The organism is Amycolatopsis sp. WAC 01416 (genome assembly GCF_003947485.1).
Taxonomy (GTDB): Bacteria; Actinomycetota; Actinomycetes; order Mycobacteriales; family Pseudonocardiaceae; genus Amycolatopsis.
This window is the reverse complement of sequence record NZ_QHHX01000003.1, coordinates 829,262-842,017: the sequence shown is the minus strand read 5'-3', so window position 1 is coordinate 842,017 and position 12,756 is coordinate 829,262. Positions and strand designations below refer to the sequence as shown.

8 protein-coding genes are annotated in these 12,756 nt (G+C 67.2%); 1 reads left to right on the top strand and 7 read right to left on the bottom strand.

Annotated features, from left to right (window positions below):
• Nucleotides 1-44 precede the first annotated feature (44 nt).
• From DL990_RS13480 to DL990_RS13465, 4 genes are all read right to left on the bottom strand, one after another.
• Nucleotides 45-1,682, bottom strand: a complete 1,638-nt coding sequence (locus tag DL990_RS13480) for a methane monooxygenase (RefSeq protein ID WP_125788202.1) — start codon at nucleotides 1,680-1,682, stop codon at nucleotides 45-47.
• 373 nt (nucleotides 1,683-2,055) lie between these two features.
• Nucleotides 2,056-2,385, bottom strand: a complete 330-nt coding sequence (locus DL990_RS13475; RefSeq protein ID WP_125798850.1) for a putative quinol monooxygenase — start codon at nucleotides 2,383-2,385, stop codon at nucleotides 2,056-2,058.
• Nucleotides 2,386-2,761: 376 nt separating this feature from the next.
• Nucleotides 2,762-3,760 (bottom strand): helix-turn-helix transcriptional regulator, encoded by a 999-nt coding sequence (locus DL990_RS13470; RefSeq protein ID WP_125798849.1) that lies wholly within the window; start codon nucleotides 3,758-3,760, stop codon nucleotides 2,762-2,764.
• A 1,008-nt stretch (nucleotides 3,761-4,768) separates the two neighbouring features.
• A complete protein-coding gene (locus DL990_RS13465) occupies nucleotides 4,769-5,938 on the bottom strand; it encodes an MFS transporter (RefSeq protein WP_125798848.1) in 1,170 nt (389 codons plus the stop codon).
• Between the two features lie 98 nt (nucleotides 5,939-6,036).
• Between DL990_RS13465 and DL990_RS13460 the strand changes: the two genes are divergently transcribed.
• Nucleotides 6,037-6,930 carry a LysR family transcriptional regulator gene (locus tag DL990_RS13460; protein WP_125798847.1) on the top strand — a complete coding sequence of 298 codons (894 nt, stop codon included), beginning with the start codon at nucleotides 6,037-6,039 and terminating at the stop codon, nucleotides 6,928-6,930.
• Nucleotides 6,931-7,523: 593 nt separating this feature from the next.
• Here the strand turns inward: DL990_RS13460 and DL990_RS13455 are convergent.
• The 3 genes from DL990_RS13455 to DL990_RS13445 form a co-directional block, all read right to left on the bottom strand.
• Nucleotides 7,524-9,650 (bottom strand): RNA polymerase sigma factor, encoded by a 2,127-nt coding sequence (locus tag DL990_RS13455; protein ID WP_125798846.1) that lies wholly within the window; start codon nucleotides 9,648-9,650, stop codon nucleotides 7,524-7,526.
• A gap of 77 nt (nucleotides 9,651-9,727) precedes the next feature.
• Nucleotides 9,728-10,678, bottom strand: coding sequence for an RICIN domain-containing protein (locus DL990_RS13450; protein WP_125798845.1), 951 nt, complete (start codon nucleotides 10,676-10,678; stop codon nucleotides 9,728-9,730).
• Nucleotides 10,679-11,170: 492 nt separating this feature from the next.
• Nucleotides 11,171-12,661 (bottom strand): AMP-binding protein, encoded by a 1,491-nt coding sequence (locus DL990_RS13445; protein ID WP_125798844.1) that lies wholly within the window; start codon nucleotides 12,659-12,661, stop codon nucleotides 11,171-11,173.
• Nucleotides 12,662-12,756: the final 95 nt, after the last annotated feature.

The following is a 12,756-nucleotide window of genomic DNA, read 5'->3' as shown; positions in this document are numbered from 1 at the left end:
TGAAGGGCGGTGGCCACCACCGCCGGCCGCTGGTCCTCAGGCCGTCAGGCAACCGAAACGTTGGGGTTGGCGCGGTACGCCGCCGCCCAAGCCTCTCGTTCCTGATCGGTCATCTGGTTGAGGGTCACGTTCGGACTGGCGAACTGGATGCCCCTCAGGTCATCGAGTGTCCACAGCTTCTTCGGGTCGTCGAGATCCAGATGCGGCTGCGGGATCAGCGTCCTGCCGTCGTCGCGGACGTAGCCGAGGTCGGAGACGATGTCGGCGAGATCCCGGTCATGGTGCAGGGTCTCCCACTCACGCTGCCCGGTCAGCCGGCCCATGTTGGGCGTCGGCTTGCCTTCGTATTCCGGCCGGAACGCGGTCTTGTCCGTCCAGGCACAGGTTTCCGAGCAGTAGGTCCGCCACTGGTCGTCGACCTTGTCGACCACCAGGTCTTCGCGGACAAGGCAGGGAACCATGCACGTCCAGCAGCGGTGCGGGTACTCGTATCCGACCTCTTCGAACGCGATCGGCTTATTCCGGCCCGGGTACCGCAGCCGGTTGTAGTTCTCCCACCACTTGCCGAACTGGTTGTACCAGCCTGGGTACTTCTCTTCGAACCACTCGAAATCGGCGTCGGTCATACCGTCGATCCGCCAGTAGTTCACCGGCCAGCCGGTGGCGAAGAACTGAGCCACCCGGTGGACGTAGAACTTGTTCGTGATGCGGTTCCACGCCTCCTCGACGAGGTCGTGCGGGATGACCAGCCCGTACTTCTCGAGCGGGAGCAGGTAGCTGCGGTAGTAGTCGTCGTAGATCCAGCGCCGCCACATCTCGGCGTAGGACTCGCGGTCCTTACGGCGGTCCTTCGTGCCGTACTCGATGAAGGTGCCGATGGCCGCGTCCACCACGCAGTGGTTGTTCCACCACGCGTACCGCAGGTCGCGTTCCAGCAGCGGACGGTTGCGCTCGTCGGCCAGCGCCATCAGCAGGATCGAGTAGCCGTTGCTGATGTGCCGGGACTCGTCGGACTGCACCGAGTGGAACACGGTCGGCAGCAGGTAATCGCCGTTGGCGGCGGCCTCGTCGGGCATGGCCACGAACAGCGTGTTGGTGAACGCGGTCTCCGCGACCACGGTGAGGTAGATGTTCGCGGCGGTGATCGCGTCGCCGGTGATGAACCCTTCCCCGAACTGGCGGCCGATGGTGCCCGCGTAGTTGTTCGCGAACGCCTTCTCGGTGATGTCGAAGCCCGCCGGGTCGATGTAGTTGTTCATGTACAGCTTCTTGAGGTTCATCTGGATCGTCGAGTGGCGGACCTCGTCGATCATCTGCACCGCCAGCCCGTTGTGGATCTCCGGGTTCGGCACCGCGTCGATCGCCATCGGCATCGCGCGTGCCGCGGAGATCTCCGGGAACGGGATGATCGACAGGAACAGCTTCTGCCACTCCAGCCAGCGCTGCTGTACCTGCCGGAACATGTTCCCGCGGATCGCGCCGTCCATGGCGCCGAAGACGCGGTTGTCCTTCTCCTCCTCCATCGGGAAGTAGGACCGCATGATCTGCTTGAGCGGGTCCTTTTTGGGCGCCTTCTCGAACGTGTAATCCGTTCCGAAGCGCGTCGCCGGGGTCGCGAACGTCGGTTCCCACGACAGTTCCGTGATCTTGTTGTGCGCCTTGGTGAGACTTTGCCTGCTCAAAATCGGCCTCCTCGAAACCGGGGTCTCTCAGCCCGGCCGTGCGTCTGACAAGGAGAGTGTGTTGCCGATCGTGAGTGACTTGCGTCTCAATGTGAGACTGCGGCGCCAGGCTCCGATGGAGCAATGACCGGCCGCAGGCAGGTGCCGAGCCCGCTGAGATCCGCGGATTCGGCGCCTGCCTGTCTCAGGTCTGGGTGACATCCGATTACAACGAGGACGCCCTGAGCGAATCGCGCGCCGAGATCGCACTCGAATGCGGGTTCGTTTGCCTCACCATGATCGGCTCTGGCACGACCGCCAACCTGTGGGTGGCGTGTGCCGAGATGTGCGCGCGCGGTCAGTGCACGGCGCGACCACCTGCCTGCGTCGGAGTCTACTCGGACGAGGAATTCTCGGGCAGATCTTCTGGAAACGCTGGGATGGCGAACGCGTTCACGTGGGCTCCGGGCCGCACACAGCGGGCGGCCACGTCGCGCCAAGCCGCATAGTGCGGCGCGCTGCGATGTTCGATTTCGAACGCGGCCCGGTCCCGATAGATCTCATACAGATGGAACCGATGGGGATCCTCAGCCGAGCGATGGACGTCGAAGCGCAGGCATCCGGCCTCGTGGCGCAGGCATGCCCTGGCGTTCTGCTGGATTCCGCTCAGGAATTCGTCAAGTCGTTCGGGAAGTACGTCCAGAGTGACCAGCACGGTGAACATCAGGCGACCCTCCCAGTCCGGGGCAGGTCTACCTCGATACCGCAGGATGCCGCGAGGTCGTGGAGTTCGGCCAAAGTCTTCGCGGGTAGGGGCACGCCATCGATTCGGGCAGCGCTCTCCGCGCGGTTCTCGATTTCGCCGGGGTAGGATCTCCGAGGTGTTGTGCGCGAGCGGCACCTGCTTGGTGCTGTCGCGGTTCGCGCAGCTGGTCGTCACGACCGCCGAGACCCGCAACAACCACGGCGTCCAGCCCCACGAACCCACCGGACACTTCGCACCATCGCCCGCGCGTTGCAGGACTCCTCCCTAGGCCATTCAGCTCGCCAGCGCACAACGCGGAGCTGTGCCGCAACTCCACACCGACCGGCTTCGCCGCCTAACCCGCTACCACGCTGCGGTTGTTCACGGGCCCGGTTGTTGGCGCCGCGATCAGACTGACGCCGAGTGGTGTGCACCAATGCAGGACGGCTTTGCCGTCGCGATGGGTGGTGATCAGCCGGGCGTCGCGGAGGGTCCTGGCCTGCACCGAGGCCGCAGACACAGAGACATGCAGGGCGTGTGCGAGTTCGGTCGTGGTGTGCGGCTTGGTCAGAACGCGCAAGGTGTCCGCTCGTGTGCTGCCCAGCAGTGCTGCGAGAGGATCGCCGACCGTTTCGGCATCGTGCAGGGGAAGCGGAGTGAGGGCGGGGTAGATGATCAACGCCGGTCCTGCAGGCTGAGGAGCCGCGAGGACCCGGCCGGCCCACAGCAGTGACGGTAGGAGCACCACACCTTCGCCGCACAACGTCACTTCCCTGTCAACGTCGGGCGAGTCGATCTCCAGGCTCATGTCGCGCCACCGCAACCCGGCGGACAGACTGGTGAGGGTGCGCTCGAGTCCATTTCGGGCAAGGAAATGCGTGCGCCAAGCGGATTCGGCGTGGAAGGCGACCTGGAGCCGTGGCCACTCCGCGGCCAAGACGTGCCTGTGTGCTTCCACGATGGCATGTTTGAGGATGTGCCAGGCGTGGCGATCCTGTGCGGCGAGCTGACGGATCCAGGCGGTCTGCGGCCGGTCGGTCGCGCAGATCCGTCGCAACTCTGCCTCGACGACCGCTCGGTCGGTAGCGAGAACCTGAGACAAGCCATCGTCCAGCCCGGCACTCGGCGGGTCGAGGAACAGAGGCCCGATACCGGTAGGAGACAGCAATTGCAGTAGCGGCTCGGCCCGCGTTGGCAGATTACGTATCGTCCTTCTTCGCCAGCCACCGAAAACGTGGCAATTGTCGTCGCGCTGCAGCGTCATCAGCGCAAGGGCCAGTTCCATCAGCGGAGCGGGAGTGTCCGCCACAATGACATTCAACAGGTCTTGTGCAGTGAAGCGCACCTTCAGCACGTCATCCCCCAGGCTCGGCTCGACCGCACGTTTTGGTTGTGGTTGAACACATGGCAGCACAGTCGAGACTGCCAGACACTGGTCATGCGATCCACTGGATCAAGTTCCAAGAGGGGTTACGACTCAGCTGAGGCCATCGCATGATTTCCATAGTGCATTCACGGCGACACATACCTTCACATCGGAACGACCGATTGAGAGAGAATGATGAGAAAATCGCTACACCGCGCCTTGCTCACGCTGCCTGCCGTGGTCGTGACGACGCTGGTAGGCGTCAGCGGGACAGCCACGGCCGCACCCGCAGGACCGCAAAACGAACCGGTTCAGACCATGGACTGCAGTCACTCACATTCGAACAAGGACCGCGGGTCGGGTCGGACGACGACCGTACTGCGCTATCGGACTGGGCCGCACACCAACTGCGCTGCACTGGGACAAGCCAGCAGTAACGCGCTGATCTACTACCACTGCTGGGCTGCCGGTGAATCGGTCGGCGGCGTGAGTACCTGGACCTGGGGGCGTGTCGCGGGCACACAGCGCGAAGGCTGGTTCTCCGACAAGTACCTCAGTAACGGCGGCTCCACGAAGAAGTGCTGAGCTGAGACCGTGGTGCCGAGCCCTCGGCCCGGCACCACGGCCCGTTCAAGATCGGTACGGCAGGGTATCCGACCACCAACCGGCGACGCGGGAGGTCTCTGGTGGCGGGGCCCTCGTTTCACTCACCCGAACCGGCCACGGCCGGGCAAGCAGCCTCTCCGGCAGCGGGCACATGGTGGAAAATCGGCTGTGCGTTCCAAATACCCTTTCTAGCGGCGATCCGCCGCCAGCGGAGCAGCGACTGCGGGCGGTGAGCCACCTCCGCCCCAGCGGATAACAGGACGAGGCTTGCCGTGCCAGCGGGATTTCGTCATGAATCGCAACGTCGATCGCCGGAATGCAGCGGACCGACTGGCGAAAGGCGACGGGCAGATGCGGGCTCGGAGACGGAAGCCGTGCCATCCGGATCCCCTAGGCGGACCGGCCACCGGCGGTGGCGAGAACCAGCACCGCCCCGGCCGCAAATACCCCACCGAGCCACATCACCGCGGTGGTCCCGGCTGCGTCCGTGGCCAGCCCGCCGACCAATGCCCCGGCCGCGATCGCCGCGTTGAACACTCCAGTGAACAGAGCGGACGTCGCTTCGCGGGCGTCCGGGGCGGCCACCAGCATCCATGACTGCGAGGCCACCGAGACACCGCCGTACGCCAGGCCCCAGACCACCAACAGCGCCGCCGCCGCCGGCGTGGTCAGCCCCAGGATCGGGACAAGCGCCATCGTCGCCGCCAAAGTCCCGCCGAGCACGAGCAAGGTCACCCGTGGTGATCGCGCCGCTCCGGTGCCCGAGGCGAAATTGCCCGCGACCCCGAAGAGCCCGTAGACCAGGAGAAGCGTTCCGATCTGTCCCGCGCTGACCCCGGACACCTTTTCCAGTACCGGCCGGACGTAGGTGTACGCGGCGAAATGCCCGGTGACGATCAGCGCCACCACGATCAGCCCGAGGCGCACCCGCGGCACACCTGCCAGCCGCAGCATCGCGCCCAGGCGAACGGCCCCTTCCGTCGGCAACGACGGCAGTGAGATCGCCAGCGCGGCCAGTACCACCAGTGAAAGGCCGCCGGCACCTACGAAGGCCATCCGCCAGCCGACCAGTTCGCCGAGATAGGTGCCTGCCGGTACACCCAGCACGGATGCCACGGCGATTCCGCTGAAGACCAGCGAGGTCGCGGATGCGATCGACCGCGGTGGAACCAGCCGCACGGCCAGGCTCGCGGCGATCGCCCACACTCCGCCCATGCCGATTCCGACGAGGACTCGGGCGACCAGCATGACGCCGAAGCCGGGCGACCACGCTGCCAGGAGATTCCCTACCGCCAGCAGCGCCATCAAGGCGCACAGCACGGCCCGCCGGTCGAGATTCCCGAGCGCCGGGATCAGCAGGGGTCCGGAGACGGCCGCGACCAGACCGGTGACCATGAGCGTCAGACCCGCCATACCCTCGGTGACCTGCAGGTCGCGGCTGATGGGGGTCAGCAAGCCCACCGGCAGCATTTCCGAGGTGACCACGGTGAAGGTTGCCCCGGCGAGTGAGCGCACCGCCGGCCAGCCCTTTTTCCTCTGTTCGGTTTCCCTTGTCGTCACGTGTTCCAGGCAACCGTCGCCCGCTGCCGGGAACAACGGCCGATGTCTCATCCTTCTATGAGCGAGACTACTGGATCCACGGGGATGGAGGGGGCCCGATGAGCGGCCTGGAGATCCGTGAGCTGGAGGCGTTCCTGGTGCTCGCCGAGGAGTTGCACTTCGGCCGGGCAGGCGAGCGCCTGTACGTCTCTCAGAGCCGGGTCAGTCAGCTGCTCCGCTCATTGGAGGGACGGATCGGCGCGACGCTCGTGGAGCGCACGAGCCGCCGGGCAGAACTGACTCCGCTGGGGGAGAAATTCCTCGCCGAGCTGAGTCCGGCATATGAGGCGCTGCGGGCCGCCGTGGATCACACGCGCGCCACCGCGCGAGGGATCGGCAGGGTGCTGCGAATCGGTTTCCAGGGCATCATCGACGACCACCTCGCGAACGCCATCGGCGGATTTGAGAAGCACCACCCGGACTGTGCGGTCGAGCTCACCGAAATCCCGCTGGCCGATCCGTTCGGCTCGCTCCGCCGTCGGGAGATCGATGCCGCGGTGGTGCTGCTTCCGGTGGAGGAACCGGATCTCATGCTCGGCCCGGTGTTCTCTCGTCAGCCGCAGATGCTCGCCGTCTCGCCTCGGCATCGGTTTGCCCACAGGGAGTCCGTCGCCATCGAGGAGCTGGCGGAATGTCCTCTGATCGGGATCCGCGGTCCGGCCCCGGAATACTGGCGCCACGCCCAAGCCCCCGAAATCACCCCCGGAGGCCGCCGGATACCGCGCGGCCCGACCGTCGGCACACTGCAGGAAGGCATGGGTCTCGCCGCGGCAGGCCAGGGCGGCATGGTGCTGTGCCGCTCGACGGCCGAACACCAAGGACGGCGGGATTCGGTCGTCTTCGTACCGCTCACCGGGCTGCCGGAATCTGTGCTCGGCGTGGTTTGGCATGCGGAGGACGGCGGCAGTGCGCGTGCCTTCGCAGAGGAGATCGCTGTGCAGGCTCGAAGCTGACCTCGATGTGTAATCTGGCCGCTTCGAAGCCCTGCCCCGTGATGGCCGAACGGGAGCGCCGCCTCGCCGAGTGCGGTGCCTTCATTCCAGTCGAAGCCAACCGTATGAAGTCGCTCCCCCGTTCCGGAAACGGACAACCAAGGGCGTCTCGAATGAGCACGCCGAACTGTGTACGGCACGGCCCGCTCACGGCGGGTTCATGCGCTGGGCTGCGTTTCGGCGCCCCTCAGGCAGTCGCGTGATCAGTGTCTTCGGATGGTGCGCCTGATGTGCGACCCGGACGCCGGTCCTCTCGCTAAGATGTCGGTAACACCCACGACCTCTGAAAGCGGCACTTTCCCGGCGTCACCTGTCGGTCAACAACGGTACGTCGAACACGGCCGCCGGTCCGATGGCCATGAAGCCTTGATCCTCGGCCTGTCCGAGCCTCGCCGAACTCGGTCTGTTCCGGGCGAGGCGGGAACGCCGCAGTGCGGGCGAGATCGACACCAATGACGGCGGCCGGGGCGTGCACTTCGACACCCCGACGGTCATGTGCTGGAGGTTCTCACCCGCCCGTACGGATCCGGTGTCTCGCAGGGAAGCCGGACAACCTACTTCACGTACACCGACGTCGTCGTGTAGCTCAGGTGGAAGCCGCCGTCGGCCGCAGCGCCCGCCGGAGTGAAGCAGGCGACGGCGAGTACTGTGTTGTTCTCACCGATGTCGTTGCGGGACACCAGAGTGCAGTATCCGGGACCGATCGCGGACACGTGGGTGTAGCTCGGCAGCCAGCCCACGGGGACACGCACCGTGTAGCGACCGGTGCCGGTGCGCTCAACGGTGGCGTTGCCTGGCCGGGACAGCCACTGGTGTTCGACAGCCGTGGTGAACCGCAAGTCGGCACCATGTGGATGTCCTGGAACGAGCGTGGTGGTGCTCGCCCCGGTGGCCACCACTTCGGTGTCCGCCGGTATGCCCGCCGAATCGGTACACCGCACCACCTGCCCCGCTCCGGAACAGTGCCGGAGTGCGGAACCGACCGGGGTCAGCTGATGCACCGCCGCCTGCGCGACCTGATAGGTGCCGACGCCGGTCTTGATCACCGGAACACGATGTGTGCCCACGGTGAACAGGCCGGTGAACGGGCTGTCGGCGGGTGCGCCGGATCGGGCGAAGCAGCCGACCTCGACCGCCTCGTCCGCGCCCTGCTGCCACCACCGCACCGGCTGGCAGGTCGAGCCGGTCGCGCCCAGGTCGTTCGCGGTAATGTGCACGAAGCCTCCTGGACGGCCGACCTCCGGCAGCACGACGGTGTAGCGGCCGGCGCCGGTGCGGGTCACAGTGGCCTTGCGGCCTGGGGTCCAGTCACCGGCGGTCCAGTTGGACTCCTCGTTCCCGGGGTGCTGTGGTAACGGTCCAAGCTGGCGCGTGCCGGGCTCGCTCGCCCAGCGGACCTGCCAATGTGCCCATGTCGATCCGGCCTGGGGTCCGGGCACGCCGGGACCGGGTGTGGCCGCGGTCGGGCGACCACCGGTGGGTCCCCCGGTCACTCCGCCGATCGGAGCGCCCGGCGAAGTGACCCTGGGGACTCCCGTCGTGGACGTGCTCGGTGGCGGGAGCCACAGTGTGCTCGCCGCCTGCGAATCCGATGGGCCGGGTGGAGCCGGCGGCAGTGTCTGCAGAGCGCCCGGCGGTGTGACCGGGCGCAGCACTACACCCGGAGTGAGCAGCAGCAACCCGGTGATCACGGCGGTGCCGATGGTCCCGGCGACCGCGAGCTTCTTGCCGATCGCCGATCCCAAATCGACGGGTGCCGGCGGCGAGACGGTTTCCGTAAATACGACAGGCGGTTCCACGATGATGGGCGCCGGGTCGTCGAACGCGGGCAGATCGATCGCTTCCGCGGGCGCGAGCGGGGTGAGGGCGGCCGCGGACCGGGCCTCCGGATCAGGGCGGGCGGCCTCGGCCGCCGCGATGACCGCCGCCGCGATCGTGGGCAGCATCCGGTCGGCGCGGAACAACCGTTCGCCCTTCGGCCCGCACTCGGCGCAGGAACGCACGTGCGTCACCAGTTTCCGCCAATCCGACGGAGGCGGCTCTGTGTCGGGCACGAGTGCTCGGAAGCCGCCACACGTGCGATCTCCGTGATGGACCAACGAGATCGCCGTCCCGGCGTATTTGAGGCTCTTGCGCAGGCGATGCACGCGCGTCGCGGTGGCCCCGACGGTCCAGCCAAGCTCGGCGGCCACCTCCTCTCGCGTCATCCGACCGGTGGTTTCCAGCACCCACAAAGGAAAAAGCCTGCGTTCGTCATCGACGGTGAGCAGATTCGCCAATGCCCAGAACAACGCCAGCCCGTGCTCCTGCGACACGACGCCGTCGGACACCAGGTCGGTGGTCGCGACGTCCGGCACCTCCGCGGTGTAACTGACGCTGACGTTCTTGCTCCTGCGCCGCACGGCTTCGATGGCCCGCCTGGTCGCGATGGTGCGCAGAAACGGCAGCAGCGGCCGGCTTTCGTCGAACTTGCGCAACCCGCCGGCCACCACACTGGCGAAGACCTCGGCGGCAGCGTCGCCTGCGGCGTCACGGTCATGGTGCAGGACGCTCATCGCGGCGACGTACACCGGCGTCCAGTAGAGCTGCCAGATCTCTTCGAACGCTCCGGAGTCGCCCGCCTTCGCGCGGCGTACCAGCTCCCGGTCCTGTGTTTCCCGATCGTCTCGCTGGGTAGTCACTCGTCCTCCCCCTGCTCGTAAGAATGCGTCGCCGGTGCGGGCGGCGCCGTTTCGCCGCCCGCACGATGAGGACCCGATCAGGCGAATCGCCACTGCTGGTTCCAGTCGCGGTGACACTCCCACTGCACCAATCTCGCGCCGGGCGGCTGGTCGTGGATCCATCGGTCGAGGCACTTGCCCGACCCGACGTTGCGGTACCGATGCACCGGCTGCCCGAACCGGTCGGCCGCCATCGGCTCCGGCATCCACTGCTGGAACTGGTCAGCCAAGTCACAACGCACCTGCACCACAGCGGTCCCGTTGGCCGCCCCACGCTGCGCCAACCCGAGGCAGAGCCCGGAATGCCGGAACCGGAACCTCGTGGCCCACGAGTTGGCCACGGGCCACGCGTTCATCTCCTGGTCGGCGCCGCCGTGGAAGGCCCACATCCACGTCGGTGCCCCGACATGTATGGCCCAGCCCCGCGCGTCTATCACTTGCGAACCGACCGGCTGGCTCAGGAAGTTGCCCTGCCGCCATTCCTGGTTCGCGCCGCCGTGGCACTCCCGGATGCCGAGCACGGCCCCGTGCGGCTGCACTCCCCCGGGGATCTCCAGACACTTGCCGCTGCCCTTGTTGACCAACCGGAAGGTGCTGTAGCCGTACCGGTCGACGGTGTGCACCTCGGCCTTCCACAGCTGCGCGTCGCCGCCGTAGCAGTGCCACTGCCACACGCGGGTGCCGTCGGCCGGGTTGCCGTTGATAACGTCGAGGCACAGGCCGCTATGCCGCGCGCCGATCGTGTAGTACTCGCCGAGCCACTTGATCTCCCATTGCTGGTTACGCTCGCCGTGGAACGACCACGCGCGGATGGGCGCCGTCCTCTCGGTGCTCGCGTCGGGGACGTCGAACACCAGGCCGGTCTGCGGGTTGCTGAGATAGGCGCGAGTGAGGTCGTTGATGAACGGCGGCACTGCGGCTTGTGCGGGTGCCACCGGTATCAGGCCGATGGCGGCCACGATCGGCAGAAGTCGTGCAAGCAGACGCATGTCCTGCTCCTTCCCTGTCGAGGTTGGTCGACCTGGTTCGGGTGGCAGGACCGCGAGATGTCACGGCGCCGGTGAGTTCACTCCAACGGCCCACCGCGGGGGCCTGATGAGAAGGTGCACGTTCTGATCGATCACCTGGGGCATGCCTCTCCACCGCGCCAGCTGTGACCGCCGAGCCGAGGCCGTCAACCTGGCCGACCTCGGCACCACGCTCGCCGAGGCGGGCCATCCCGTCATCGCCCGCTCAATCTGGCGAATCGCGTTCGTCATGCTGACCGGGTTCCGCCCCCGCGCAGGCGGGGCTGGTCCGCCCGGTCCACATCGCGGTGAGGTCGTTGCCGAGCGATCCCCTTGGCACGCATGGGGCTCAATTGAGAACGTGCGCTGGCTGCCGGGTTCTACCGAGTTGGAGGACACAGGGCATTCCACCAACGCGCGACCAGCGGCATGAGCGAATGAAGGAGCCGCGAAAACCGGTGCTGTGCCCGTGGATCACGGCATGGCCTGTGCCCGGGTGGTCAGCGCCCGGCGGTCGATCTTGCGGTTGGGGTTGAGGGGAAACTCCGCCACGTGCTCGTACCGGCGGGGCAGCATGCCCGCGGGGAGAATCTCCCGCAGCCCGCCCGCCAGCCGGGCCGGGGGCACCTGAACGCCGGTGTAGAAGACGACCAGTTCCGTCGTGTCATGGACAACCCTGGCCACCGTCACCGCGTCCTCGACTCCGTCGCACGTACGTAAGGCATGTTCGACTTCGGCCAGTTCCACCCGCCAGCCCTGGATCTGGACCTGGGCGTCGAGCCTGCCCACGTACACCAGGGTGCCGTCCGGCTGTCGATGGACGCGGTCGCCCGTGCGGTACCAGCGTTTGCCGTCACGGTCCAGGAAGCGGCCCCCGTCATCGTCGGGGTCGAGGTAGCCCGCGGTGAGTTGAGGACCGGTGATGCAGAGTTCGCCCTCCACGGCGGCGAGGTCGCCCGACTCGTTCAGCAGGATGTACTCGTGGCCGGGGTGGACGGTGCCGATAGGGGTCAATCCGTTGACTCCCAACGAGGGCGACGCCGCGGAGTCCCAGCGGTGGGCGGCTATGGTGACGGTCAACTCGGTCGGGCCGTAGAGGTTCTCCAGGGTCGACGCGGGCGCGGCGACCTGCCAGTCGGCGGCGTCCTGGCAGCGCAGGGCCTCGCCGGCGAAGAAGCTCCAGCGCAGCGACGGCATCGCACCCGGCTCAAGGCCGCCCATGCGGCGGATCAGGGCGATCGCGCTCGGGGTGGAGAACCACACCGTCACGCCCTGGTCACGCAGGAACGATGGCATCTCTCGGTAGGCCGCCGGCGGCACGACTACGACGCAAGCGCCCACGCCCCACGCACAGAACATGTCGAACATCGCGCAGTCGAAGTTGAGGTCGAACGTCTGACTGAAGACGTCGTCCGCGGTGAAGTCGTAGCGGGCGTCCAGCAGGTCGAAGTAGTGCGCCGTGCTCGCGTGTGAGATCGGGACGCCCTTGGGGGTGCCGGTAGAGCCCGAGGTGAACAGCAGGTACGCCACGGACTCGGACACGCGCGGCTCCCGCAGCGCCCGGTTCTCCCTCACCGGCAGGGCATGGGTGCCGAGCACGGGGATCTCGACTCCGAGAGCGGGCAGCCCGGCCCGGCCCGCGTCGTCGACGATCAGCCCGGCGATCTCGGCGAGTTCGAGCATCCTACGGGTCCGGGCAGCGGGGAACGCCGGGTGCAGCGGCACGGCCGTCGCGCCCGCGTACAGCGCGGCGAGAATGCCCACATAGGACTCGATGCTCTTGCCGGCGAGCACTCCTACCCGCAGCGGCGGGCGGTTCGCGGCGAGCAGCGAGCCCGCCCACAGTAGCGCCAGCTCGTGCGCCTCGCGGAAGGTCACGGTCGTCGCGCCGACGCGGATGGCGGGCCGGTCGGGGGCTTTCGACAGGCCACGCAGGAACCGAGCGTGCAGGGCGCCGTCTGTCATGGTCTTCTCCTGACGAGGGAAGCGATGGGGGCGATAGGGGTTCGCGCGGGTTGCCCGCTGCCATAGCGTCGAAGCCGATCTGGCATGTCCACCGG